This window comes from Bradyrhizobium arachidis (assembly GCF_015291705.1).
Taxonomy (GTDB): domain Bacteria; phylum Pseudomonadota; class Alphaproteobacteria; order Rhizobiales; family Xanthobacteraceae; genus Bradyrhizobium; species Bradyrhizobium arachidis.
Genome location: NZ_CP030050.1, coordinates 2,953,685 through 2,978,097, shown reverse-complemented (window position 1 = coordinate 2,978,097; position 24,413 = coordinate 2,953,685). Strand labels below are relative to the sequence as shown.

Annotated in this window: 20 protein-coding genes and 1 pseudogene; 12 read left to right on the top strand and 9 right to left on the bottom strand. The window is 62.8% G+C overall.

Annotation, left to right across the window (positions count from 1 at the left end):
- Positions 1 to 4: 4 nt before the first annotated feature.
- From WN72_RS13765 to WN72_RS13750, 4 genes are all read right to left on the bottom strand, one after another.
- Positions 5 to 466, bottom strand: a complete 462-nt coding sequence (locus WN72_RS13765) for a tautomerase family protein (RefSeq protein ID WP_244553706.1) — start codon at positions 464 to 466, stop codon at positions 5 to 7.
- Between the two features lie 41 nt (positions 467 to 507).
- Positions 508 to 2,346: a phosphatase PAP2 family protein gene (locus WN72_RS46915; RefSeq protein WP_244553705.1), complete on the bottom strand. Its 1,839-nt coding sequence runs from the start codon at positions 2,344 to 2,346 to the stop codon at positions 508 to 510.
- A 186-nt stretch (positions 2,347 to 2,532) separates the two neighbouring features.
- Positions 2,533 to 4,578, bottom strand: coding sequence for an ABC transporter permease subunit (locus WN72_RS13755; protein ID WP_092214472.1), 2,046 nt, complete (start codon positions 4,576 to 4,578; stop codon positions 2,533 to 2,535).
- 5 nt (positions 4,579 to 4,583) lie between these two features.
- Positions 4,584 to 5,609: an amino acid ABC transporter substrate-binding protein gene (locus tag WN72_RS13750; RefSeq protein WP_092214469.1), complete on the bottom strand. Its 1,026-nt coding sequence runs from the start codon at positions 5,607 to 5,609 to the stop codon at positions 4,584 to 4,586.
- Between the two features lie 379 nt (positions 5,610 to 5,988).
- On the opposite strand from WN72_RS13750, the gene WN72_RS13745 reads away from it, so the two are divergent.
- Genes WN72_RS13745 through WN72_RS13730 form a run of 4 tightly spaced genes read left to right on the top strand, consistent with a single transcriptional unit; the run spans position 5,989 to position 10,006 of the window.
- Positions 5,989 to 7,020, top strand: coding sequence for a PhnD/SsuA/transferrin family substrate-binding protein (locus WN72_RS13745; RefSeq protein ID WP_244553704.1), 1,032 nt, complete (start codon positions 5,989 to 5,991; stop codon positions 7,018 to 7,020).
- A gap of 3 nt (positions 7,021 to 7,023) precedes the next feature.
- Complete coding sequence (locus tag WN72_RS13740; protein ID WP_092214466.1) at positions 7,024 to 7,890, top strand: ABC transporter permease; 867 nt, start codon at positions 7,024 to 7,026, stop codon at positions 7,888 to 7,890.
- Positions 7,887 to 8,633: an ABC transporter ATP-binding protein gene (locus WN72_RS13735; protein ID WP_092214464.1), complete on the top strand. Its 747-nt coding sequence runs from the start codon at positions 7,887 to 7,889 to the stop codon at positions 8,631 to 8,633. Before WN72_RS13740 ends, WN72_RS13735 begins: the two co-directional genes overlap by 4 nt.
- Positions 8,634 to 8,656: 23 nt before the next feature.
- A complete protein-coding gene (locus WN72_RS13730) occupies positions 8,657 to 10,006 on the top strand; it encodes an LLM class flavin-dependent oxidoreductase (protein WP_092214462.1) in 1,350 nt (449 codons plus the stop codon).
- A 96-nt stretch (positions 10,007 to 10,102) separates the two neighbouring features.
- Here the strand turns inward: WN72_RS13730 and WN72_RS13725 are convergent, their stop codons facing one another.
- A complete protein-coding gene (locus WN72_RS13725) occupies positions 10,103 to 11,482 on the bottom strand; it encodes an MFS transporter (RefSeq protein ID WP_092214461.1) in 1,380 nt (459 codons plus the stop codon).
- Between the two features lie 198 nt (positions 11,483 to 11,680).
- Here WN72_RS13725 and WN72_RS13720 point away from each other — a divergent pair, with 198 nt between their 5' ends.
- Together WN72_RS13720 and WN72_RS13715 are read left to right on the top strand one after the other, a co-directional pair.
- The gene (locus WN72_RS13720; protein ID WP_167380731.1) at positions 11,681 to 12,376 is read left to right on the top strand and encodes a helix-turn-helix transcriptional regulator; all 696 of its coding nucleotides are present in this window, start codon (positions 11,681 to 11,683) and stop codon (positions 12,374 to 12,376) included.
- A 225-nt stretch (positions 12,377 to 12,601) separates the two neighbouring features.
- Positions 12,602 to 13,120: a nuclear transport factor 2 family protein gene (locus WN72_RS13715; RefSeq protein ID WP_092214456.1), complete on the top strand. Its 519-nt coding sequence runs from the start codon at positions 12,602 to 12,604 to the stop codon at positions 13,118 to 13,120.
- Positions 13,121 to 13,161: 41 nt separating this feature from the next.
- Here WN72_RS13715 and WN72_RS13710 read toward each other — a convergent pair whose 3' ends face one another.
- A complete protein-coding gene (locus tag WN72_RS13710; protein WP_092214455.1) occupies positions 13,162 to 14,070 on the bottom strand; it encodes a LysR family transcriptional regulator in 909 nt (302 codons plus the stop codon).
- Positions 14,071 to 14,166: 96 nt separating this feature from the next.
- Here WN72_RS13710 and WN72_RS13700 point away from each other — a divergent pair, with 96 nt between their 5' ends.
- The 3 genes from WN72_RS13700 (at position 14,167) to WN72_RS13690 (ending at position 17,236) form a co-directional block, all read left to right on the top strand.
- On the top strand, positions 14,167 to 14,784 hold the full coding sequence (locus tag WN72_RS13700; protein WP_092214453.1) for a glutathione S-transferase family protein: 618 nt from the start codon (positions 14,167 to 14,169) through the stop codon (positions 14,782 to 14,784).
- Positions 14,781 to 15,713, top strand: coding sequence for a pyridoxamine 5'-phosphate oxidase family protein (locus WN72_RS13695; protein ID WP_092214451.1), 933 nt, complete (start codon positions 14,781 to 14,783; stop codon positions 15,711 to 15,713). Before WN72_RS13700 ends, WN72_RS13695 begins: the two co-directional genes overlap by 4 nt.
- A gap of 62 nt (positions 15,714 to 15,775) precedes the next feature.
- Complete coding sequence (locus WN72_RS13690) at positions 15,776 to 17,236, top strand: L-lactate permease (RefSeq protein ID WP_092214449.1); 1,461 nt, start codon at positions 15,776 to 15,778, stop codon at positions 17,234 to 17,236.
- A 194-nt stretch (positions 17,237 to 17,430) separates the two neighbouring features.
- Here the strand turns inward: WN72_RS13690 and WN72_RS13685 are convergent, their stop codons facing one another.
- The 3 genes from WN72_RS13685 to WN72_RS13675 form a co-directional block, all read right to left on the bottom strand.
- Positions 17,431 to 17,778, bottom strand: a complete 348-nt coding sequence (locus WN72_RS13685) for a TfoX/Sxy family protein (protein WP_092214447.1) — start codon at positions 17,776 to 17,778, stop codon at positions 17,431 to 17,433.
- A gap of 222 nt (positions 17,779 to 18,000) precedes the next feature.
- A complete protein-coding gene (locus tag WN72_RS13680; RefSeq protein WP_092214445.1) occupies positions 18,001 to 19,377 on the bottom strand; it encodes an LLM class flavin-dependent oxidoreductase in 1,377 nt (458 codons plus the stop codon).
- 72 nt (positions 19,378 to 19,449) lie between these two features.
- On the bottom strand, positions 19,450 to 20,370 hold the full coding sequence (locus tag WN72_RS13675; RefSeq protein WP_092214443.1) for a TauD/TfdA dioxygenase family protein: 921 nt from the start codon (positions 20,368 to 20,370) through the stop codon (positions 19,450 to 19,452).
- A gap of 421 nt (positions 20,371 to 20,791) precedes the next feature.
- Here WN72_RS13675 and WN72_RS13670 point away from each other — a divergent pair.
- The 3 genes and pseudogenes from WN72_RS13670 to WN72_RS13660 all read left to right on the top strand — a co-directional run bounded on the left by WN72_RS13670 (position 20,792) and on the right by WN72_RS13660 (position 24,403).
- A pseudogene (locus WN72_RS13670) lies at positions 20,792 to 22,299 on the top strand (sugar ABC transporter ATP-binding protein).
- Positions 22,296 to 23,333, top strand: a complete 1,038-nt coding sequence (locus WN72_RS13665; protein WP_092214441.1) for an ABC transporter permease — start codon at positions 22,296 to 22,298, stop codon at positions 23,331 to 23,333. Before WN72_RS13670 ends, WN72_RS13665 begins: the two are co-directional and overlap by 4 nt.
- A gap of 38 nt (positions 23,334 to 23,371) precedes the next feature.
- The gene (locus WN72_RS13660; RefSeq protein ID WP_430640364.1) at positions 23,372 to 24,403 is read left to right on the top strand and encodes a substrate-binding domain-containing protein; all 1,032 of its coding nucleotides are present in this window, start codon (positions 23,372 to 23,374) and stop codon (positions 24,401 to 24,403) included.
- Positions 24,404 to 24,413 lie beyond the last annotated feature (10 nt).

Here is a 24,413-nt window from a genome sequence, read left to right as displayed (position 1 = left end):
ATGCTCAAACGTCAATCTTGAAGCCGAGATCGATCTCCGAAGCTGGGTAGCCACCTCTCAACCCCCAATTCTCCGCTGGCACTTCGAATAGAATGATCTTGATCTCCGTCGCGGGCACGCCGAGCGCGGCTAGGTTCGCGACGAGGGTTTTGTACAGCAAGCGCTTCGCTTCAATCGACCGCCCCGAGAACAACGCCACCTCGACGCGCACATAGTGGTCCGAACGGCCGGTCGGAACGATCCGGGCGCCAGCGTCGTAGAAATCCAGAACGATATCGCGGTCGTAGTCGGGTATCCTGAGCGCCGAGAGCAGCGCCGACTGAACACTCTCGATGACCTCTTGCTCCCGGTTTCGTGCCCAGAGACCCGTCGTGATTCGTGTGCTTGGCATTGGGATACTCTCTAGAAATTGAGGCCAGTTGAACATCTCGAGCGGAATGATCGCCCACGCGCCATCCCCTGTCACGCCTCTTCGCCGCAACCTCAGCACTTGAGCAAGCCAGTTCTTCAGACTGTGATCTTCGAGCCGTCGAACCTAGTGAAGCTGAATCCGTCGAACGGCTCGGCAAATGTCGCCTTCTGTTCGCGCAGCAGGCTGATCGCGAGATTCTCCCCTTGCGGAAAGGATGCCGCGGCGTCGGAGCGCCAGTGGATGCCGCCCCAGGTCCGGCCACCAGAGTAATTCAGCGCGAGCTTGTTCAATTCGCCTCCGACCGTGAGCGGCGGCCCCCGGTATGGAATCAGCCGCGTCGGATCCTTCGGATCGGGCTGGACGGGATTCGGAAACTCCCGGCTCTCGTCATAGAACGCCTTCAGCAAGGTCACGGTGACCGCGGCAATGATCGCGGCGCCTCCGGGGTAAGACGAGTGAAGCGGCGCTCCCTCGGGAAAGATATGACCGAGCAGGAACGTGCCATTCTTGTTCCGGCTTCGCTCCAGCGCTTGCGAACCGAGCAAGCTGTCGTGGATCGGATAGTCGGAGACCTTGTTGGCGAGGCGATGGTGAACCAGCCCGGAGAACGCCTCGGGGCGCACGATCCGCTGCTCGTACCATTTCTGGTAATAGTTGATCCGTATTGCGAGCGAAGAAGCCAGCGCAATGATCGATTGATAGTAGGCCGCCCCGAATGTCCCGGAAGCTCCGCCCTGGGTCTTGGAGCGCAGATAAGGATCTCCTGGAGCCGTCGCCGGCTTGTTCGCCGGATAGATCCCGCCATAGGCCGGCTCGGCTGCAAACTCCGGCGCGCTCAACAGTTGATTAGCGACGAAATTGAAGGCCTGCGCCGTGTGCGCATAAGCACCAAGGTCGCGCCCGTTGGAAATGTAGCGCGGCGTCGATTCGTAGGTGATGCGCTCTCGCGGCACATTGCCGTTCTGGACGTGCAGCCATTCGTCGTACTTCGTCAGGAAATCCGGTGTCGGCGCATAGGCGCGGATTTTTGCGGAGAGGCTTTGATTGCCGAGCGGAACATCCCGATACAGGAATTGCGAAACCAGCGGACCGTCGATCACGCCCGGAGGCGTCACCCATCGCGGGGTCGCACCGCTCGGGTCGGCCGGATCGACATAAGCAACGCTGCCGCGAAACAGCGTCTGGGGCGTGACGCGGCCGTTCACCTTCGGTCCCTGGAAAGCGGCGATGCGGTTGAGCTCGTCGACCGCAGCACGGATATCCGGGTTGGAAGTCTCCTCGTTATATTCCGTGAATGGCACGTCCCGCAGCAGGGACTGCCAGTAGATCTCGACTGCATCGGCCGCACGCGCGGGACTTGCGAGGGCCGGTGCCGCCGGTAACTGGAACTGAGACGCGTTGAGACCGTCGAGGCTAACGGCGAGAGTGCCCACGGGATTGACGAGCTTGCGCGCGCCACCAAGCGGAATCTTCTCGAAGTCCGCTGGGCTGCGCGTGGAAAACGCCACGTTCGCCAACCGCCAGGCCTCGGCATTGACCTCGCCACGCTCGTCATGCGGCAGACCACGGGTATCCGAGCCGATCGCATTGGGATAGCGCTGTTGATCTCCGTTGTGAGGATGCGGCGGAATCGGTGCGCTGGCAACGTCGTGCGCCAGTTTCTGCCGCAATTCCACCGCGCGGCGGCGGAAGCCTTCGTCGTAACTCGCGGCAGATGCTTGCGGCCGGTCGGACGCACCAGCCGACTTGTCCTTGGCAAGCGCAGGACCCGCCGGCCCCGCTACGGCAAGGGCTGCCGCGGCGGCACCAGCACCGATAAATTCGCGGCGTGTACCGTGCTTTGCACCATCACCGTTCTGCTCCTGCCGCGCGTGGTGACGCTGCTCCGCGGCGCCGGTTGTGGGGATGTCGTGTCGTGAAATCTTGTCGGACATTTCCGGCTCCGCTTTCGCTTATGTGCTCCGCAAATGCGGCTTCACATGCACGTTAAGCGTAGGGGCGCACCACGAAATCTGTCCATAATTTTTCCGCACTATAATTCGCGGCGAAGCGATTGCTCTATTTTGCAAATGCGATGTTGTGTGAAGAGTTTCACTCAACCGCCCCGAAGACGACCGTCGTCAGCGAATGACGTTGATCGGCTTGCTCGCTGCGCGCGATCCGCTTTCGCGTTCGAGACGAGCGGCATAACGCGACATCGCATAGCAGACAGTGAAGTAAATTGCGGCCAGGACCAGATAGGCTTCGGTCGAGAACAGCCGCCATTCGGGATCGGCAAGGGCCGCCTTGGTCGCGGCGAACACGTCGAGCAGCCCGATCACCAGAACCAGCGACGTGTCCTTGAAGCCGCCGATGAAGGTATTGACCAGCGGTGCCGAGCAGAGCCGGAACACTTGCGGCCAGATCACCAATTGCTGCGTCCGCCAATAGCCGAGGCCGAGAGCGCGAGCGGCATCCAGTTCGCCTGTGGGGATCGCCTGGATGCCACCGCGAAAGACTTCCGCCAGATAGGCCGCCATCAATAATGTGAGAGCCAGCAGGCACCGCGCGAGCTTTCCGCCCGGCGCTTCCCCGGGCACAAGCAGCGGCAGGATGACGGCAACCGCGAACAGCAAGCTCACCAGCGGCAGACTACGCAGCATCTCGATCGCCGCAACCGCAGCGTTTCGCAAACCCGGCCGGTCCGACGTCCGCGCCAGGGCGAGCGACATGCCGAGCGGCAAAGCCAGAGCGAACGACAGCACGGCCAAGCCGATGGTCAGCGGCACCCCACCCCAATCCAGCGGACTGACGATCCGAAGACCAAAAACGCCGCCGCCCATGATCGCGATGGCGGCAACCGTACCCAGGGCCCAGCCCGACGCAATCAGCCGCCAATGGCGCCCTGCATCTATCAGGCTCCATATGATCAATCCCGAAAAAATCGTGGTCGCAACGACCGGTCGGATGATCTCGTTCGCCGGATAGGCGCCGAACATCATCAGCCGCCCTTTCTCCGCAAGCAGCGCCCAGCACGCTCCGTTCGCGGCGCGGCAGTCGGCAGGCGTCCCCGTCCACACGGCGTCAACAATGCCCCATCGCAGCAGGGGCCAGCTCACGGCCAGCACAACTACCAGCAGCATCGCATCGAGCCAGCTGACATGCTGCATCTTGGTTGTTGCGCGGCCAGTCTCCGCGCTCGCCGCCATGCCGCGTCCGGCCCAAAACGCATTGTAGCGTTCGACGACAGCACCGAGCGACAGATTGAGCACAAGGAACACGCTCAGAATGATCGCCGTCCCCTCGATCGCGCGCCCGGTCTGGTTGATCACCGTGTTGGTCACCGACACCAAATCGGGATAGCCGATGGCGACGGCCAGCGTGCTGTTCTTCGCAAGTATCAGCAGTTGTGAGGCCGCAGCGGGCACAGCCAGTCTTCGTGCCTGCGGCAACACGACCAGCCAGAGGCTCTTCAAACGACCGGTCCCCAAGGCGCGCGCCGCTTCCCCTTGCCCGATCGGCACGGCCTGAATGCCGGCGCGTACAACCTCGGCAAGCGAAGCACCATGAAACAAGGCCAGACCGCCGATCAGCGCCAACAATTCCGGCGACAACGTCCATCCGCCGATGAAGTTGAAGCCGCGCAGCACGGGCCAATCGAGAAACGGGGTATGAAGCGACACGGCCGGAATAGCGAGGCCGCGACTGCTGAGAAAGACGCCGGGGAGCAATTCCATGGCGTCGCGAGGTGCCGGCAGATAGCGGATCAGCAAGCCATACCAGAGGAACAGCTGGAGAATGACGGGAGTATTGCGTAACGGCTGAACATAGATCCCGGCGAAACGCACGACCCGCGCACTGGGACTTGCGCGCAGCAGGCCTACGACGATGCCAATAGCCAAGGCGAGAGGGCTTGCGACCAGCACCACAAGCAGGGTGTTCGCCAGCCCCGCCGCCAAGGTGACGACGATCGGATCAGAGGGCGTCACCGCAAACAGGGCTTCCGAGATCTGAAAGCTCGCCGGTCGCCACAGGAAATCGAAACCCGTCGCGATTCCCCGCACTGCCAGCGCGGCGGACAGGACCATCCAGCCCGCCACCACGCCGATCACGAGCGAGACTGCAACGATTGCGCGGCCGGCGATACCCCTTCCGCGCCAGCCTCGCGTCGTCAGCGCCGTCGACATGCGTCCTATTGGAACGGCGGCGAGTAGAGCAGACCGCCGTCGCGCCACAGCGCGTTCTGGCCGCGGGCAAGACGCAGGGCGGTCTTGGGACCGAGATTGCGCTCGAAGATCTCGCCGTAATTGCCGACGGCCGCGATCACCCGCGCACCCCAGATCTCGTCCAGCCCGAAGCTCTTGCCGATCCCCGGCGTCACGCCGAGCAGGCGCTGGACGGCTGGATTCTCGGACTTCTTCTGCACTTCGACATTGGCGCTGGTCACGCCGAGCTCCTCCGCTTCGATCAGCAGATTGAGGGTCCAGCGCGCGATGGCGAACCAATTGGCGTCATCGGCGCGCACTGCCGGGGACAGCGGAGATTTGGTGATGCGCTCGGGGAGGATCACGAAATCATCGGGCGACGACGCACGCGCCGCCCGGCTGGCCGACAGGGTCGAGGCATCGGACAGATAGACGTCGCAGCGTCCCGCGTAGAAGGCGCCCTCCAGCTCCGGCAGGCTTTCGATCACCACCGATTTAAAGGTGAGCTTGTTGGCGTGGAAATAGTCGACCAGATTCTGCTCATTGACCGTCCCTGGCTGGACGCAAACGGTGGCGCCATTGAGCTCGGTCGACCTGGTGACGCCGAGCTTCTTCGGCACCATGAAGGCCTGGCCGTCATAGAAGATCGTACCGACGAACAAAATCCCGAGCGAGGCATCGCGGCCGGAGGTCCACGTGGTGTTGCGCGACAGCACATCGACCTCGCCCGATTGCAGGACGGTGAAGCGCTGCTGTGAGCTCAAGGGAACGAACCGCACCTTCGATGCGTCTCCCAGGACGGCGGCCGCCAGCGCCCGGCAGTAATCCGCGTCGAGCCCACTCCAGCGCCCCTGTCCATCCGGCAGCGACAGGCCGGCCGATCCTTGCGAAACGCCGCAGACCAGCTCGCCGCGCGCCTTGATACGATCGACGGTCGGGCCAGCCGCAGCTTCGGTGTTGATCGCGGCAACCGCCAGAATCGTCGCAGCCGCGACGATGCTTTTCAGTGTCATCTTGAAATCCGGATGATGAGGGAGAGATCGTGGAACTTGACCGGTTTCTACGATGGGGAAGCCAGAGAGTGCTTTTAAAAAGCGATGCGAACGCAGGAGGAAATTCTTCATCGTCGATGGCGGACGCAAGACTTCATTCGGCGCAGCGGCCGAACGGAGCTTACGACAGACGCCGCCCGCATGGCGCCTCAGCCGTTGCTTTCGTTCCACAAAATCAATGTTCTCTGATTTGCCGCGCCGAAGAGAAGACTCTTCGCTTGTTGCCTGCACAATGAAAACAGCATTCGTTTGACTAACAAAACGATTTCTCACCAGTATTCATTGGCTGTGCCCTTTTCCGAGAGACCAGAGCGGCCATCACCCGGAACGAGGAGCGAGCATGTTGATCGTGTCATCATCCGCAAGACAATCGACGCTGATGCGTCGTGCACTCTCGACGTGGCTCCTCCTGCTGTCCGCCACGGTGATGGCCTCGGGAACAGCCACAGGACAGACGACAAAGGTGTCCTCGGGCACAAAGCTCGTCGTCGCCGATCAGAACGAGGGACTTCAAACGCTGATGCGCGCCTCCGGCGCTGCGGACAAGCTTTCGAGCACGATCATCTATGCCAACTTTCTCGGCGGTCCCGCCATTCTCGAAGCCTTCCGGGCCGGCGCGCTGGACCTTGCCACCGTCGGCAACACACCGCCGATCCAGGCCCACGCGGCCGGCGAGCAGATTCCGATCGTCGCAGCCCGAACCTCGTCGGAAGCCGACTATTTCTTCGCGGTACGCCCGGGCTTGAAGGTCGACACACTGGAGCAATTGCGCGGCAAGAGCATCGCGTATGGCGAAGGCACCGGGCGCCAGCCATTCGTGCTCAACGCGTTGAAGCTCGCCGGCCTCACGCGGAAGGATGTCCGCCTCGTCCCGCTGCGCGCCGCCGATTTCCCTGATGCGATCCGTTCGGGCCAGGTCGACGTCGCCTCGCTGAACGAGCCGCACTTCTCCCGTTATCTCGCCGATTTTGCCGATCGCGGCGCCAGCGCAATTCCCAAGGCGCAGAACGACCGGCTCCCGAAGAGCCTGACCTACCTCTACGCCAGCAAGAAGGCGCTCGACGATCCCGCCAAGGCCGCGGCGATCCGCGAGTTCGTGGCCGCATGGATCGAGGCGAATCGCTGGTCGAACAAGAACGTCGATGCTTGGGTCGATGCCTATTACGTCAAGAAGCAAAATCTGAAGCCGGCCGACGGGCGCAAGATCGTCGAGGCGGACGGCATCTATGATTTCCCGTCGCTGACGAGCCTCATCCCCAGGCAACAGGCCCTGATCGACGTGATATTCGAGGCGGGCGACCTGCCAAAGCGCCTCGACGCGCGGGAAGAATTCGACCTGCGCTTCGACGATGTCATCAGCAAGACGAATTGAACCATGACGGATCGAGCCGACGATCTGAGCCTGCCCGTCTACGTTCCGGAAGAGCCGCGCAGGGCGCAGCCATCCGCTTCCAGAGGTGGCCAATTGCCAAGGCTTGCGCCGGCTCGGTTGCCGAATGCCGCCATCCTGTTCGGTCCCGTGGTGCTGGTGGTCCTCTGGGAGCTCGCGTCAACAGTTGGCTGGATCTCGCCAAAATTCCTGGCGGCGCCGTCGACCGCCCTGCTCACCGGTTTCAAGCTGTTGGTCTCCGGTACGCTGGCCGATCATTTCCTCGCCTCGGCCAGACGCGCGTATCTGGGACTTGGCATCGGCGTCGCAGTGGGCGTCGCGCTGGCGCTGGCCGCCGGCCTCAGCCGCATCGGCGACGCCTCGATCGACGGCCTCGTCCAGGTCAAGCGTGCGATTCCGACGCTGGCGCTGATCCCGCTGGCCATCCTGTGGCTCGGCATTGGCGAAACCATGAAGATCGCGCTGATTGCGTCGAGCGTGCTGATCCCCGTCTACATCAACACCCATGCGGCGCTCAGAGGAATAGACGCGCGCTACATCGAATTGGCGCGCAGCGTGAGGCTGTCGCGCGCGGCATTTGTGCGTGAAGTCGCACTGCCAGGTGCACTCCCGGGATTCTTCACTGGGCTCAGGCTCGCCGTAACCACCTGCTGGGCCGCCCTCGTGGTGCTCGAACAGATCAACACCACAGAGGGCATCGGCTATCTCATGAACCGCGCCCGGGATTACGGCCAGACCGATATCATCGTTGTCGGGCTCGTGATCTATGCGGTACTTGGCCTCGGCTCGGATCTCGTCGTCCGACTCTGGGAGCGCAAGGCCCTTTCCTACCGCAAGGCGCTCGCCTCATGAGCGCCTCGATCCATTCCCTGATCCCTGCGCAAGCCGGCTCTCCTCAGGCGGTCAGCCTGGTCGGCGTGACCCGCCGCTTCTCCAACCGCACTGTCCTTGACGCCGTCTCGCTCGATCTTGCGCCGGGTGAGTTCGTCGCGCTGATCGGCAAGAGCGGCTCGGGCAAGAGCACGCTGTTGCGCGCCATTGCCGGCCTCGACGACGATGTTGACGGCGATGGCGTGATCTCGGTTCCGGACGATCGCTCAGTCCTGTTTCAGGACTCGCGGCTGCTGCCGTGGAAGACTGTGCTCCAGAATGTCACCTTCGGCTTCCGCGCGGCCGATGCCGACAAGCGCGGGTGCAGGGCGCTCGCAGACGTCGGGCTCGCCGGCCGCGAAGGCGACTGGCCCAACGCACTCTCGGGAGGCGAGCAACAGCGCGTGGCGCTGGCGCGCTCGCTGGTCCGCAGCCCGCATCTGTTACTGGCCGACGAGCCGTTCGGCGCACTCGACGCGCTGACGCGCCTCAAGATGCACGAACTGCTGTTCCAATTGATCCGGCGACAGCGGCCGACCGTGTTGCTCGTCACGCACGACGTCGATGAAGCGATCAAGCTCGCCGACCGTATCCTGCTCATGGAGAACGGTCGAATCGTCGTCGACCGCGCCATCGCTCTTCCCCACCCCCGCGCCAGGGATCGTCGGTTCGACGATCTGCGCAATGAACTCCTCGCCGCACTCGGCGTCTTCGATACCGTCTGATCGTTCCCGACAGGATTGAACCAATGGCTCGCGAACTGCATCTCAATCTCTTCATCCACGGCCGCGGACATCATGAGGTCGCCTGGCGCCACCCAGACTCCGCCCAGCGGGCCCCGACCGATCTCGCTCATTACCGTGACCTCGCACTGGCGGCGGAAGCGGCAAAGCTGGACTCGGTCTTTTTCGCCGATCATGTCGCCCTCGGACAGGACCTCGGCTATGCCGCGCGCGGCGAGCTCGAGCCTCTGACGCTGCTTGGTGCACTCGCTGCGGTCACGCAACGGATCGGACTGATCGCAACGGCGTCGACGACCTACAGCGAGCCCTACAACCTCGCGCGCCAGTTCGCCTCGCTCGATCATCTCAGCGGCGGCCGCATCGGCTGGAACATCGTGACCTCCTGGGCGCCGGCGGCGGCAGCGAATTTCGGGCAAGAGCACCAGGCCGGCATCGACCAGCGCTACGAACGCGCCCATGAATTCGTCGAGGTGGTCTCGAAACTGTGGGACAGTTGGGCGAAGGACGCCATCCGCGACGATCGCGAGGCCGGCGTCTATGCCCACGCCGACCTCATCCAGCGCACTGAACACCGCGGCAAGCACTTTGCCGTCGCGGGCGCGCTCAACGTCCCGCGCTCGCCGCAGGGGCGGCCAGTGTTCGTCCAGGCTGGCGCCTCCACCGACGGGCGTGCTTTCGCCGCGCGCTATGCCGAAGCGATCTTCACCGCTCACCTCCAGAAAGAGAGCGCCATTACCTTCTATTCCGACATCAAGACGCAGGCCCGCGCCCTCGGACGGCGACCGGACCAGATCGTCATTCTGCCGGGGATCAGTGCCGCGATCGGATCAACCGAAGCCGAGGCGCAGCGGGTCTGGGAGGAGCTGAACGAACTGGCGCATCCGAGCGTCGGGCTGTCGCGCCTGTCGAACCGGTTCGGCGGCCATGACTTCTCGCACCTGAAGCTCGATCAGGTGCTGTCCGCCGATGACTTCCCGGATCCGTCGCAGGTGGAGGCCTCGCGCAGCCGCGCACAGTTGATCACGGCCTATGTAGCCCGCGAACGGCCGACGCTGCGCCGCCTGCTGCATAGCCTCGCCGGCGCACGCGGGCATTTCACCGCGACGGGAACGCCGGAACAGATCGCTGACATCATCGAGGACTGGTTCGTGTCGGGGGCAGCTGATGGCTTCAACGTCATGCCGCCGATCCTGCCGACGCAATTCACCGTCTTCACCGAGGAAGTCGTTCCGCTGCTGCGCAAGCGCGGCCTGTTCCGAAGTGAATACCGCGACGGCACGCTGCGCGACAGGCTCGGCCTTGATCCGGTACCGAGCCGCTTCGACAGCCCGACGCAGGAGCAACGCTCGGCGTAAACTGACTTCCTGACAAAACGGCGAAAACAACCCCATGCACAGTAGCCGACGCTTGTTAGATCAAGGGCTTGCAGAAGGGATTCGCGTAACATCGGATCAGGCTGATTTTGAGCCCGACAGAACGACTACTACTATCGCCGCGGCGGCGAGTAGCACGGCAGAAAGAAGTGCAGCCATCTGGAACCCCCAAGACGGGCTGGTGACCATCAAGGCGCCGAACACGGCGACCCCGATCGCCGCGCCTGCTTGGCGCAGTGCATTCAGAGCTGCCGACGCTGTGCCGACCTGCGTGGCCGATATGGAGGACAAGAGCATTGACGTTGTAAGTGGCACACTGGCACCAATGCCTAGCCGAACCATGATCTGGGCCGCCAGCATTTCAGCGTAGGTGCTGGACGGCTCCATTCGCAGCAAAAGTGCGTAGCCGCTTACGCACACCATGAGTGCTGCGATCATCGTCCGCGCCGCGCCGATCCGCACAGCGAAGGTGCTACCGACCAAGTTGGCCGCTGTGATGGTCAGCGCGAATGGTATGAATGCCAGCCCGGTTTCCACCGGCGAGTATCCCTGTACGGACTGATAGTAGATAGAGAGAGCAAAGACGGTACCGAAGGAGCAAAAGCTCAAGACCACACCAACGACCATCGCGGTGCAGGTCGCGCGATCTCGGAACAGTGACAGCGGCAGCACGGGGTACAAAACGCGCCCCTCTTGGCGCAAGAACATCGCACCGGCAGACATGAACACGGCGATGCCCCCGAACATGACCCCGGGGTTCCAGCCTCGCGACCCGCCCTCGATAAGGCCGGCGACCAGCCCGAGCATAGCAACCGCAGCCAGGGCCTGTCCCGCTCGATCGTGCCCCAACGGTACCGACCTTGTCGGCTGCGCTGCCAGACGCCGAGATGCGAACGCCAGGCCGGCCAGGCAGATCGGAAGGTTGACCAGGAAGATGCCGCGCCAGCCGACAGAGCCTATGAACAGGCCCCCTACGATTGGCCCCGCCGTGATGGCGACGCCGCCGCCAGCCGTCCACCAGCCGATCGCCTTGGCCCGAGTTGTTCGGTCGTCACCATAGGCTTGACTGATAAGCGCGAGCGAAGACGGCGTCAGGATTGAGCCCCCTGCACCTTGCAGGACGCGACCGAGGATCAGCGCTTCCATGTTCGGCGCAAGCGCACACAGGCTGGATGCGATGACGAACACACCGAGCCCCCAACCGAACACACATCGCGGCCCGAAACGATCGCTGGCAGCGCCCGCGGAGAGGAGCAGGCAGGAATAGGCAAGGGTGTAGGCATCGACAGCCCATTGCAGCCCGGACAAGGATGCCCCGAACAAGCGTCCGATTGTGGGGAGCGCCACGTTTAGTGCGGATCCGTCGAGCTGCACGACGAAAGTCGCGATGCTGGCGAGCGCTGTCACCTTCCACGGCGGCAAGGTCGTTAGGCCCGGACTACCGAGGAAAGACGGCATGGGAGGTAAAGTTCTCGTCAGAAATTTCGTCAACCTCCAACCATTCGCACGGAGGTCGGCTCGCTTACACGAAGGGAGCCCCCGGCCGCCGCCGCGAACGTCTTTGATCGGCCGCAGTGTCTGTCAGCGTGAACCTAGCAACCCCCTCCTGACAGCGTTATGTCAGGAGTAGCGGTCCCGACCGACCAGGAGGTCACGATGCGACGCGCCGACCGGCTGTTTGATATTCTCCAGCTTCTCCGCGTGGCAGCGCATCCGACGACAGCGGCGACCATTGCCGAGCGGTTGGAAGTGACGGAGCGGACGGTATACCGGGACATCGCGACATTGCAGGCCCGTCGTATTCCTATCGAGGGCGCTGCCGGGATCGGCTACGTGCTGCGCCGTGGGTTTGATCTACCGCCTCTGATGTTCACCGACGATGAGATCGAAGCTATCACGGTCGGTGCACGTCTTGTGCGCCGCTTGCGCGACCGCGGCCTGCAGGCCGCCGCCGAAAGCGTCCTGGCCAAGGTGACGACAGTATTGCCCGAGGCGCTGCGAAGCGGGATAACGGCTGCGCCCTTCTTCGTGTCGCATGGGGACGCTGAAACGCCCACCGGCATCAACCTTGCCGACCTACGGCGTGCGATTCGCGAAACCCGCAAGATCAGGATCACCTATTCCGACGTGCGCGGGCGAGAGAGTGAGCGAACTGTTTGGCCAATTGCAATGGCCTACTACGTCGATGTGACGGTACTCGGCGCATGGTGCGAGTTGCGCAGCGACTTTCGCCATTTCCGGGTTGAACGGATTGGGAACTCCAGCATGCTGAACGAGCAATTCTCGACCGAGAACGGCAAGCTGATGGAGCGCTGGTTCGCACTCCAAGGACAACAAACGCCTGGCGCATAGCCCACCTCTGAGCATCTTCCGGCTTAAGCGGTCGACAACCTCCAACTGCAGAAAAATATAATCTCCACCCCGGCTATGAAGGCGCCATAATTCCGGCGGTCCACGGTGCTATTTTGTGATGGTAGATCAGACCCCGCGAACTTCCCAAGAGTCCATTCGCGTTCCATCGATTCCGCTCACGCATGATGGCTGGCAGCGGGCGGCCAACTCTCCGGAGTAGTCTGGATGCCAATGACGCCTCACGACGACCTCCTGCTCTGGCATGCCCTTCATCGCCTAGAGGTGAAATATTGGTACGACGTCGACTTCAACGATGGGCGCACGGCCCATGACTTCTTCACGCCGGACGGCGTGAAGATCGTGGGTCACAACCGGTTCGAAGGGCGTGAAGAGATCCGAGCATTTTATGAGTGGCGAGCCAGTCAAATCGGCGAGAAGGCAGTGGATCGACTGGCGATCAGCGGTGTGAAAGCGGTGCGTCACCTGATCACCAATCTGCACGTCGCATCGAGCAGCGAACGCTCCGCGACGGCGGTGGGCATCATTGTCTTCTATGGCGGCCTCACTTATCCATCCACGCGTCAATCAAATCCTCCAATGATGGTGGCAGATTTGATCAATGAGTGCGTGCTCGACGAAGACAATGTGTGGCGGTTTAAATCGCATACGCTCCAGCCCGTATTCATGAGTGCCGCCGCCCCTCCGTCAATGGAGATCGATCCCATTTTCCTGAAGGACACCTGAGCTAACCGCGAGACGATCGCAGTGTGGCCGCACCGTTCCCATCATTTTTTCTTCATCGGGCGAATGACATCCAGCTTGGTAAAATATGCGGCGGCATAGTCGAGAAAGCCTCTGACCTTCGGCAATTTTTGTCTTCCGCTGGATGTGACGAGATGGATCGGGATAGCAGGCGGCTCCAACGCCGGCATGATGCGAATGAGCGATCCTGCCCGAAGATCCTCACTAACCTGATACGACAAGACACGCGTAATGCCCTGCCCGGCGCGCACCGCTACGAGGCGCGCTTGCGTTTCATTGACGATGAGCCGCGGCGACAGACGCACGACGGATCCTCCTTTCGGCGGCCCGAAGCGCCATTCTGATGGTTCCGATCTCATGGTCCCAAGTATCGTGTCGTGGGCTCCAAGCTCCACGGGCTTCTTCGGTGTACCGCGCCTTGCAAGATAGGCAGGGCTTGCCACCAGTATCCGCCGTACCTCACCGACACGCCTGGCGATCAGCTTGGAGTCCGAGAGCGTGCCAACCCGCACCGCGACGTCGATGCCCTCCTCGATGAGATCGAGAAAGCGGTCATTGAGGACCAGCTCGAGACGCATTTCAGGATGGGCCTTCAAAAATTCCGTTACGAGCGGCGCCACGTGCTGGCGACCGAACTGGAGCGGCGCGGTCACACGCAACAGGCCACGAAACGGGGATGCGGCAAGGCCGCTGACGGCCGCATCGTACGCATTCAGAACAGTCCGCGCCTGCTCTGCAAAGGCGCGACCTGCTTCGGTCACCGCAAGGCGGCGCGTGCTGCGCTCGATCAGCCGTGCACCCACTCGCGCCTCGAGCGCGGCGAGTGCACGCGTGATGGCGGGAGGAGATCGGCGCAGCCGGCGTGCCGCGGCCGCGAGGCTACCGTTGTCGACCACAGCGACCATCACCGCGAGCTCTTGAAGACGGTCCATTGATTATTCCACTTTTCGCAACTCTGAATTTTACAGTTTCCTGCTTTGCTGCAACTTCTGCAACGACTATGTGGGCGATCAGAAAGGTTGATCGTCATGACCGAGAACCACATCACGCTTCATGGCAGCGAGATATCGGGCCACACCCACCGCGTGGAGCTATTGCTGCGCGCGCTCGATTTGCCGTACCGGTTCGTGCCCTCGCCGCCCGAGATCAGACGATCCGACACGTTTCTCGCGCTCAACCCGCTGGGGCAGGTGCCCGTTCTGCAGGACGGCGATGTGGTACTCGCCGACAGCAATGCGATCCTGGTCTATCTCGCCAAGCGCTATGCAGCCGAGAGCAACTGGTTACCTGACGATCCGGTTGCGGCCGCCAGCGTTCAGCGCTGGCTGTCGATTGCGGCGGGCGAAATCGCCTCCGGCCCCAATATCGCACGTCTGATCGTAGCACGCGGCGTGCCCGGGGATCGCGCCAAGGCGGTCGCAGTCACTGATCGATTGCTGCACTTCATGAACGGACATCTCTTGAAGCGGCCCTATCTGGTCGCGGCGCACCCGACCATCGCTGACCTTGCCTGCTATTCGTACATCGCCGCTGCTCCCGAAGGAGGCATCGAGCTCGAACCGTTCGCCGCGGTTTGCGCGTGGCTGCGACGGATCGAGACCATTCATGGTTTCAAGCCCATGCCTCCGGCGACGCGGCCGACATGAGTGCGACCGTGGAAGGCTCTCCCTTTCACACCGACGAGCTTGAAGCCCAAGCGCGCGCAGGCCAAACGGCAAGAGGATCGGGAATTCGCGGTTTCATGCCCGACCAGCATCGTAGCTTCTTTCCACTACTGCCCTATGTGTTTGTCGCAGCCGCGGACGCCGAAGGCTGGCCGTTGGCCACCATGCTGACGGGGCGACCGGGTTTTGTGCATGCGCCTGATCCCGTCACTTTGCGCATCGACGCGGCACCGGAGCCGGATGATCCGGCGACCGCGACTTTGGCGTGCGGCGAGAGCATCGGAATTCTCGGCCTGGATCTCACGACCCGCCGGCGCAATCGGGCCAACGGTCGAATTGTGGATTTGGATGCGACGGGACTGACTGTCGCGGTCAGCCAGAGCTTCGGCAACTGCGCGAAATACATACAGAGGCGCGCGACGCAAGAGGCGCCACTTGCGCCCGCGTCAACCGAAGCATTCACCGGCCTCGACGTGAGAGCTCGCGTGCTGATTGAAGGCGCCGACACATTTTTCGTGGCGAGCCGCTCACGGGCGGAAATCGAAGCCAACGGAGGTCTCGACATCTCGCATCGCGGCGGGCGCCCCGGCTTCGTGCGCGTCGACGGAAACGCACTGACGATCCCGGATTTCCCGGGAAATCGCTACTTCAACACGTTCGGCAATCTCCTGGGCGAACCACGTGCTTCACTCCTCTTCATCGACTTCGATTGCGGCAACCTGCTTCAACTCCAGGGCATCGCAACGCTCGATTGGAGCGCGAGCCCTCCGTCGCTTGTCGAAGGGGCCGAGCGCCACTGGCGGTTCGACGTCGTTCGCGGCTGGCGCCGGCATCCGGCGGCTTCCTTACGATGGTCGTTCATCGACTATTCGCCGGTTACGCTCGGCACCGGAATATGGAGCTCTTCGTAAGCACCGCGCACATCTTGAAGTGATGCGGATCTTTGCGGATCGGTCGGGAACCAGGGCAAGCAATGTTGATATACATCCTTTGGTCGCTACCGATTCTTGTCGTTATCGTTCTTGTTGTCTCCCGCCGCACCTCGTCCGCGAACGCTGGGGCCTGCGGCCTTGTCATTGCGACCGTGGTCGGACTGCTTTCCGCGCCGAGCGCTTTCGGGCCGCTTCAGGCCGTCCTCGCGGTTGCACAAGGCGCTTGGCTGGGCCTCCTCGTGGGATCTGTGATCCTGGGCGGACTTATCTTCCGAGACCTCGCCTCGAAGGGAGCTGACGGAGGCGAACCCGCGCCAAGCCCGACTTCGCTCCGCCGTGATGAAGTCTATGCCGCCTGCTTCCTGCTCGGACCATTTGCCGAGGCTGCAACGGGCTTTGGCGTCGGACAGGTTACAATCGCGCCCATCTTGAAACGTGCCGGCATTGCTCCGATCGATGCCGTGCTGCTTGGCCTGTTCAGTCAGATTCTCGTGCCTTGGGGTGCACTCGCGAACGGCACGATCGTAGGAGCGCAGCTCTCCGGGCTCGCTCCGGCGATTCTAGGTGCACATAGCGCCATCCTATCCGCGCCTCTGCTCCTGGGCTGGCTGTGTTTGTTCTGGCTTTTCGCTGCGCGCGCGGGGGTCTCAGCGACCTGGCGACGACTTTTGATCGAGCTGCTTGCGACAGTCAGCACAATCGCACTCTTGATTATGGCAAATATTCAACTCGGCCCGGAGCCTGCCGGCATGGCGGCGCTCGCACCGCTTATCGTTGTGCGCTTTCTATTCACGAAAGGACTGGATCGAAAGGCGTGGCGATCCGCTATCAATGCCGGTTTGCCTTATGCGACCCTCGTCGGCGGAATCGCTGCAACACGGGCGTTTCCCCCCGTCAATCAGGCGTTGTCGGAGGTCTTTGCGATACGCCCCTTTGCCGAGGGCCCCACCTGGTTTCCTCTGATGCATCCCGCCTCCTGGCTGCTGGCGGTCGGAGCTGCCACGGCCCTTGCGAGGGGAGGTCCGAAGGACATCGCTCCCGCCCTCACGCGCGCCTGGGCACTGGGCAAGTCGCCCGTCCTGGCGATCGTTCTCTTCCTCACCATGGCGCAGGTCATGCTCGCATCCGGAACAGCCGATGGCCTGGCGCAGGCCGTACGTTTTGCGCTCGGCTCCGCTGCCGCACTCGCGACGCCGATTTTCGCAGCACTGTTCGGATTTCTGACCAGCAGCAGCAGCACGGCCAACGGATTGCTGATGCCTTCGCAAGCGGCATTGTCCAAGGCAGGTCATTTGAGTTTACCGTGGCTCGCCGCCTTGCAGAACGTCGCTGCCGCGGCAGCAACCATGCTCTGTCCCGTTCGCGTAGCGATGGGCTGCTCGCTCGCCGGTGTTGCCAACCTTCAGCCCAAGGTCGTGGCGCGTGCCTGGCCGCTTGGTGCACTGCCAGTCTGCATTCTGCTGGCCGCGGCGGCAGCGCTCGTTGCGATCGCGCGCATGTAGTTCGGCCCTAAGCAGGCATTGGCGTCGAGCAGCCACGTGCACGCTGCGGTCAAAAGTGCTTCGTGAGCGGTGCGGCGTCGAAATCCTCCCCCCTCTACAGCAGACCTTATGCGGTTCTTAACCACCTTCGCCTTCGGGCCAACAGCCGACGATGCATTTCCCAGAAGCGCTAGGGGGTACGAGACCCGACACCTTTAGGGCTTTCGTTTGGCGGCCACTCTATGAGCCGCAGCTAACGCTAAACGCGCCCAATTGATGAATTCATCGGCATCGTCGAACAGCCGGTCTGGCACACGCCAAAAAGCGAGATCGATGAATTTTCCTCCCTTTGCGTAATTCAAGGGCGGTGACGTGCGGGCCTCCTCAAAGGCCGCTCGGTTTTCGTCGTCAACGCGAAGATAGAGAATGTTTTCGGTCACCATACCGAGCATTGCTCCATCGCAGAATACACCTGTCTTTCCGAACATGCGCCGCATGGTGATGCGGCCCAGCGGAGCCAGTTGCTCGCGCAGAAACTCGGCATATGCTGTGCTCGCGACCATGGGGAGACGCGTATTTCACTGACTACCGGGTTCGCCGGGGTAAGCTGGGCTTCGCCAAAGACGTTGAATAGATTAGACGTCCGTTTTTATCGACGTCCTTCTCAATCTGCAAGTTGGTCGCGACGCGTCGGCACGGCCACGTTTTATGGTGCGCCGTACCCCGCGTGATTCTTAAGACTCAAAACTCGCAATAGCAGTGGCCCCGGGTGGCACTCATCCGCCTCACTCGGCCGCCAGACGCGGCGTGAAGGCACCGCGCCAGCGCGCGGCCGGATGGCGATCGTCGAGCCGGTCGTGCCCGAACAGCTTGTTGCGCAAGCTTCCCTTTGCGTACTCACGCTTGGCAAGGCCACGCCGCTGCAGTTCGGGAAGCAGATGCGCGTTGAATTCCTGATAGGAGCCAGGGATCGTCCAGTTGATCAGGTTGACGCCGTCGATGCCGGCCTGCTGCCATTCGGTGAGCGCATCGGCAATCTGCTCCGGCGTACCGACCAGCCGGGGATGGCGCTGGGCCACGAGACGGCCGAGATCGCCGACCGTCGGCTCTCGGCCGGGCTCGCGCTTGCGCAGCCATTCGATGTGGCTACGGCCGCCGTTGGTCTCAATGTCCTTGAGCAGCGTCTCCGGCGGATATGGCCGGCCATCGTCCTGGGACACGCCGAGATTGGAATGCGCGAGGAAGCCGTCGATGCTGACATAGCTGTCGAGCTCGGCTTCCTTGCGCCTCGCCTCCGCCTCAGTGCTCCCGATAACGAAGGCAAAGCCCTGGAAGAACTTGATGTCCTCACGACGCCGCCCGGCGCGCTCGGCAAAGTCGCGGGTCTCCGTGATGAGCTCGGCGGCGGTGCGCGGGTTCGGCGTCGAGATGAACTGCGCCTCGGCGTTGCGCGCCGCGAAGGCCCGGCCTGCCGGCGAGGAGCCGGCCTGGAACAGCAGCGGCGTGCGCTGAGGCGACGGCGACGGCAGATGCGGACCTTCCACGCGATAGCGCTTGCCGACATGGTTGATCCGGTGGATCAGGCGGGCATCGGAGAAGATGCCGCGATTGCGATCCTTCAGCAGGGCTCCGTCGTCCCACGAGCCTTCCCACAGCTTGAACACGACCTCGAGATATTCGTCCGCCCACTCGTACCGCTCGTCATGCGCGGTCAGCCGATCGAGCCCGAAATTGCGGGCGGCGCTCTCCTGCGTCGAGGTGACGATGTTCCAGGCCACGCGGCCCTTGCTGATATGGTCGAGTGTCGAAGCGCGGCGCGCAAATTCGAACGGATGGGCCTGCAGGACCGAACTGGTGAAGGCAAGACCGAGATGCTCGGTGTTGACGGCGAGCGCGGACAGCAGCACCGAGGGATCGTTAGTTGGGATCTGGAGGCCCTCGCGCGCATTGACCGTATAGTCGCCGCCGACCGGCCCATAGACCCCGACGACGTCGGCGAAGAAGATTGCGTCGAACAGCCCGGCCTCCAGCGTCCTGGCCAAATCGATCCAGAGATTCACGTCCTCGAAATCCGCCTGCCGCGCGTCGGGGTGGCGCCACAGCCCGTGCTGGATGTGCGAGACCGTGTTCATCACAAAGGCATTGAAATGCAGCGCGCTCATGCGGAGCTCCCCTCGACGCGGTTCAATGGACGTCTGGCAGCCCCAGTCGTACCGGCATCTCTCATGGCTGAGCTAGAACACGCCGTCATATTCCAGCGTGACGCGATGAATGCGGCGCGGCGCCTTGCCATAGTCGCGCACGGCGTAATGCTGGACTTGCCTGTTGTCCCAGATCGCGACGTCGCCCTCCTGCCACTCGAAACGGGCCTGGATTTCTGGCGTCTTGATCACGTCGTAGAGATAGTTCAGCAGGCTCTGGCTCGCGGTCTTGGACACCCCGAGCAGATGGCTGGTGTGGGCCTCGTTGACGAAGATCAGCTTGCGGCCGGTTTCCGGGTGCGTCTTGACGACAGGGACTTCGATCGGCGGAAACCTCGAATTCGCCTCGTGGACTCGCGCGAGCCCCTCCTCCGCCGTCTCCCGATGTCCTGCCGCATAGCCCGAGAGGAGATCCGACAGCGCGGCCTTCTTCGGTGACGCGATGAATGTATTAACCGCGGTCAGCTTCTCGAAATAGCGGGCGAGATCGGGGTCGAGCAGATCAAAGGCCGCGGATGACGAGGCCCAGATCGTATCTCCGCCGCCGCCGGCAGGAACCTGCTTGATATGCAGCACCGTCGCCTTGGGCGGCTCGCGCTGCCAGGAGACGTCCACGTGCCAATTGTCGGTGCCGCCCGACTTCGTGTGCTCGTCATGGGCGATCACCTCGATCTCGGGAAATTCGCTCACCGACGGAAGATAAATGTTCTTGCGGATCGGCTTGCCGAAGATACTGGCGAGCTCGACATGGTGCGCGTCGTTCAATGCCTGATTGCGGATGAAGATGACGCCGTGCTCGACCAGGGCACGGTTCAGATCCTGCCTGTTGCGATCGCTGAGCGGCTTCGCCAGATCGACATTCTCGATCACCGCGCCGATCAGCGGCTTGTAGGGACGAATAGAGAGATTCTGTCCTGTTGTCTCTGCAACAGGCTTCTCCAACACAACGGCCATCCCGTGGTCCCTCCATCAATTTGCAACGAGCGCGAAATCGTCGAGCCGCATAGACGTCATGTCAAGCTTGCCCCAAAAATAAGTAAACTCTCGTCGCGCAGCGTCGATCAGCATCCGATCCGTATTTTGCGAGGCGAAGGACGCGAACAGTTTGTCCTATGGAACATTCGCGGTGCATGCAGCTGTTGAACGCATGCGACGATCGCCAGCGCCGAGCGACCTCGATCACACCTTGGGTCATCATCGATTGAAAGCTCGCGTCACCGCCCAAACGGACGCCGGAAACTCTCCATTGCACGACTGACACTCAACTCGATGCGGATCTTCTGCGCGCCAGTCTCATTTTGAAAGGTGAAACCACGCAATCTCGCCCGTTTGTCGATATCATCGACTGTCCCTTTCGTTGAAAGAACATCTTCTAGTGCAATTACGTGAGCCGGACTCTCCAACACAAGCCTCGTCCGGAAAAGGGCTCGAGGTTCGCGGTGTGTCGAAACGCTTCGGCCCGACCATTGCACTGGACAATGTTGATCTCACCGTCGCACCTGGCGAGATCGTCGGCCTCATGGGCGCCAACACGCCGGCAAGTCGACCCTCGTGAGCATCCTGGCCGGTGTGCTTGGCGCAGATGCCGGCGAGATCCGGCTCGACGGCAATCAATTTGAGCCGGCGACGCCGAGAGCCGCGATCGCGGGAGGCGTGGTCGCGATCCATCAAGCCACGGACCGCGCCGGCGTGCCGGGGCTCACCGTCGCAGATGCGCTCCTGCTGGACCGATTTGCCGATGGCCGCGCCGGCATTTTCGTCTCACGGCGCTCGATACGAACAGAGGCCGAGACGGTTGCCCGCAGAGCTGGCTTCGATCTGCCACTCGATGACGATTTTGCCGACATCGGCGCGGCCGAGCGGCAGCTGGTTGCGATTGCCCGTGCATTGTCGGCCAAGCCGAAGCTGTTGATCCTGGATGAACCGACGGCAAGTCTGTCCGCGACGGAAGCCAATCGCCTCTTCACAATCCTCGAGGATCCGGCTGCGGGCGGCCTCGCCATCATCTACATCTCACATCGCACAGCCGATCTGGAGCGCCTGGCTTCCCGCGTGATCGTGCTGCGTGGTGGCCGCGTGGTTGCGACTCGGTCACGTCCGGTCGATTTTTCCGTCGCCATCGAAGCCATGATCGGCCGCCCCGTGGCGAGCGTCAGGCCTCCCGCGAGAAACGGCGGCGCGGTCCGGCTCCAGATCCGAGAGTTGCGCTTCTTCCCCGACAGTCGTCCCATTGATCTCGACATACGCGAGGGCGAGGTCGTGGCGCTGATCGGCCCGCTCGGGTCGGGCAAGAGCCGGCTTCTGAACATCCTGTTCGGCATCGAGACGTCTCACTCGGGCGAGGTGCTGCTGGACGGCGCGCCGCTCCGCCCGCCCTCTCCGAGTGATGCGATCGCCGGCGGCGTCTTCCTTGCGGGCGAAGACCGCAAGCGGTCATCCTTCGTGCCTGCGGACTGGCCGGGCGGCACAGTCGCGGCTGCGATCGCGCAACCGCATCTCCGTCGCTGGTTTCCCGCCGGCTTCCTCGTCGGCCGTAAGGAGCGTCAGGCGGCCGAGCACGGTGTTTCGAGCCTGGGTATTCGCACCTCGAGCCCGTTTGCGCGGCTGGACACGCTGTCCGGCGGCAATCAGCAGAAGGTGGTTCTGGCGCGCTGGCAGGCCGAGCCCGCACGGCTTCTGCTGCTCGACGAGCCGTTTCAGGGCGTCGACGTCGGAGCGCGCACCGACATCATCGCTGCGATCCGCGCGCAGGATCGCGTGGCCACGCTGATCGCGACCTCCGATGCCGAGGAAGCCTTCGAGGTCGCCGACCGTGTGCTCCTTCTCGACAAGACCGGCCTTCATGCCACCGGCGACGCTTCTACGCCGTCCAGGGGACACTGACCTATGACCATCGCAACAGAACAGTTACCCGCAGCGCCTGGTGGTCGGACCATACAGCCCTTGCACAGCTCGTTCGCCGTTGGGCCGTCTTCGCTCTTCTGCTTGGTCTGATCGCCGTTTTCGCGGCTGAGGAGCCGGCCTTCCTGACGCTTCCCAACGTCATGAGCGTTCTCCAGGCCGTGTCGGTGGTGGCGATCATCGGCGTCGGTGTGACGGTCTCGATTGCAGTGGGCGGCTTCGATCTGTCCGTCGGTGCGATCGCGGCGTCGAGCGTCATGGCGGCGAGTTACGCCATGGTCGTCTGGCACTTCAGCGCAGCAGAAACGGTTCTCCTCGTGCTGGCGCTCGGCCTGGCTGTTGGGCTCGTCAACGCAACCCTGATCGTCCGCTTCAACGTGCCCGACCTGCTCGCGACACTTGCCGTCAACTTTCTCCTGACCGGGCTTCAACTGATTCCCACCGCGGGCCGCTCCATCGCCACCGGTCTCATCCTGCCCAACGGCACATCGGCCAACGGCGTGTTCGATCCGGCATTCCTGAGCCTCGGGCGCACGCGGCTGTTTGACGTGGTGCCGCTGCCGGTTCTCATCATGCTGACGGTGGCCGTGACCGCCGGCATCTTCACGGAACGAACGAGATTTGGCCGGTTGATCTTTGCCGTGGGCGGCAACGAGCTGGCAGCGCGCCTTGCCGGCGCGCGGACCGGACGATTGAAGGTGCTGGCCTATAGCCTGTCGGCAAGCCTCGCCGCGCTCGGTGGCGTCATCGTCGCAGCGCGCGTCGGCCGCGGCGACGTCTCCTCCGGCGCATCGCTGCTGCTCGATGCCGTCGCAGCCTCCCTGATCGGCTATGCCGTGCTCAACGCCCGGCGCCCGAACGTGCTCGGCACGATCGTCGGTGCGATCTTCGTCGGCATCCTGCTGAACGGCCTCACCATGCTGAACGTACCCTATTACACGCAGGATTTCGTCAAGGGCGTCGTGCTGGTCGGTGCGCTTGCACTCACCTATGGCTCCGCCCGACGCAGACACTGAATCTTCAGCTCCAAACCAAACCGGGAATTATTACGATGATGACACGCATCTTTCGATCCGCTCTCGTACTGGCAGCGAGCCTCGCCATCGCTCCCGCGATCGCGGCAGGCATCAGCGGAGCGCCCGCTCCCTTCGACCAGGGCGGCGTGAAGGTGGCGCTTGTCAGCTACATCTCCAGCGGCGATTTCTTCGAAGCCTATCAATCGGGCGCGCAGGCGCAGGCCAGAAAGATCGGCATTGATCTGCGCGTGTTTCCCGGCAAGCAGGATGCCGCGGAGCAGCGCTCTCAGATCGAGCAGGCGATCAATCTCGGCGTCAAGGCAATCGTGATCGACCACGGTCTGCCGGAATCGCTGAAGGACGTAGCGCAGAAGGCCGTCGACGCCGGCATCAAGGTCGTCGCCTTCGACGTGAACCTCGACAATGCCAAAATTCCGCAAGTGGAGCAGAGCGACCACCAGCTCGCGCGCCTTGCCCTTGAACAGGCACTGAAGGAGAACGGTGAAAGCTTCAATGCCGGCTATGTCTACGTCGCCGGTTTCGCACCGCTCGACCGCCGCCACGAGGTCTGGGAGGAATTCAAGAAGAAATATCCCGGCATCAAGGAAGCGGCCCGCTTCGGCGTCGTCAACGCCACGACGGCGGCCGGTGTCGCCGATCAGGCCAAGGCCGTGCTCCGCGCCCATCCGGAAATCTCGGTCGCATTTGCGCCCTATGACGAATTCGCACGCGGCGTGAAACTGGCTGTCAACGAATTGGGACTTCAGGACAAGGTGAAGATCTACTCCGCCGACGTTTCCACCGCCGACATCCGCGAGATCATCGAACCGAACAGCCCCTGGGTGGCGACGGTGGCGACCAACCCGGCGGTGGTCGGCGCGGTGTCGATCCGCGCGGCAGCCCTGGCGGTCGCCGGCTCTGATCCAGGCCATGCGATCACGGTGTCTCCTGTGCTGCTGACCCAAAAGGCGCTCGCCGAGAGCGGCGCGAAGACCGTCGAGGAACTCTCGGCCAAGATTCGAGCTTTCGGCGCCTCAGAGGCCGCTACCGCCGCCTGGATCTCCCAATAACTCTCGCAGC

Excerpts from the sequence above, each read along its gene's own strand:
- WN72_RS46915 (WP_244553705.1), bottom strand. The coding sequence starts at position 2,346 with ATGTCCGACAAGATTTCACGACACGACATCCCCACAACCGGCGCCGCG.
- WN72_RS13755 (WP_092214472.1), bottom strand. The coding sequence starts at position 4,578 with ATGTCGACGGCGCTGACGACGCGAGGCTGGCGCGGAAGGGGTATCGCC.
- WN72_RS13750 (WP_092214469.1), bottom strand. The coding sequence starts at position 5,609 with ATGACACTGAAAAGCATCGTCGCGGCTGCGACGATTCTGGCGGTTGCC.
- WN72_RS13745 (WP_244553704.1), top strand. The coding sequence starts at position 5,989 with ATGTTGATCGTGTCATCATCCGCAAGACAATCGACGCTGATGCGTCGT.
- WN72_RS13740 (WP_092214466.1), top strand. The coding sequence starts at position 7,024 with ATGACGGATCGAGCCGACGATCTGAGCCTGCCCGTCTACGTTCCGGAA.
- WN72_RS13735 (WP_092214464.1), top strand. The coding sequence starts at position 7,887 with ATGAGCGCCTCGATCCATTCCCTGATCCCTGCGCAAGCCGGCTCTCCT.
- WN72_RS13730 (WP_092214462.1), top strand. The coding sequence starts at position 8,657 with ATGGCTCGCGAACTGCATCTCAATCTCTTCATCCACGGCCGCGGACAT.
- WN72_RS13725 (WP_092214461.1), bottom strand. The coding sequence starts at position 11,482 with ATGCCGTCTTTCCTCGGTAGTCCGGGCCTAACGACCTTGCCGCCGTGG.
- WN72_RS13720 (WP_167380731.1), top strand. The coding sequence starts at position 11,681 with ATGCGACGCGCCGACCGGCTGTTTGATATTCTCCAGCTTCTCCGCGTG.
- WN72_RS13715 (WP_092214456.1), top strand. The coding sequence starts at position 12,602 with ATGCCAATGACGCCTCACGACGACCTCCTGCTCTGGCATGCCCTTCAT.
- WN72_RS13710 (WP_092214455.1), bottom strand. The coding sequence starts at position 14,070 with ATGGACCGTCTTCAAGAGCTCGCGGTGATGGTCGCTGTGGTCGACAAC.
- WN72_RS13700 (WP_092214453.1), top strand. The coding sequence starts at position 14,167 with ATGACCGAGAACCACATCACGCTTCATGGCAGCGAGATATCGGGCCAC.
- WN72_RS13695 (WP_092214451.1), top strand. The coding sequence starts at position 14,781 with ATGAGTGCGACCGTGGAAGGCTCTCCCTTTCACACCGACGAGCTTGAA.
- WN72_RS13690 (WP_092214449.1), top strand. The coding sequence starts at position 15,776 with ATGTTGATATACATCCTTTGGTCGCTACCGATTCTTGTCGTTATCGTT.
- WN72_RS13685 (WP_092214447.1), bottom strand. The coding sequence starts at position 17,778 with ATGGTCGCGAGCACAGCATATGCCGAGTTTCTGCGCGAGCAACTGGCT.
- WN72_RS13680 (WP_092214445.1), bottom strand. The coding sequence starts at position 19,377 with ATGAGCGCGCTGCATTTCAATGCCTTTGTGATGAACACGGTCTCGCAC.
- WN72_RS13675 (WP_092214443.1), bottom strand. The coding sequence starts at position 20,370 with ATGGCCGTTGTGTTGGAGAAGCCTGTTGCAGAGACAACAGGACAGAAT.
- WN72_RS13660 (WP_430640364.1), top strand. The coding sequence starts at position 23,372 with ATGACACGCATCTTTCGATCCGCTCTCGTACTGGCAGCGAGCCTCGCC.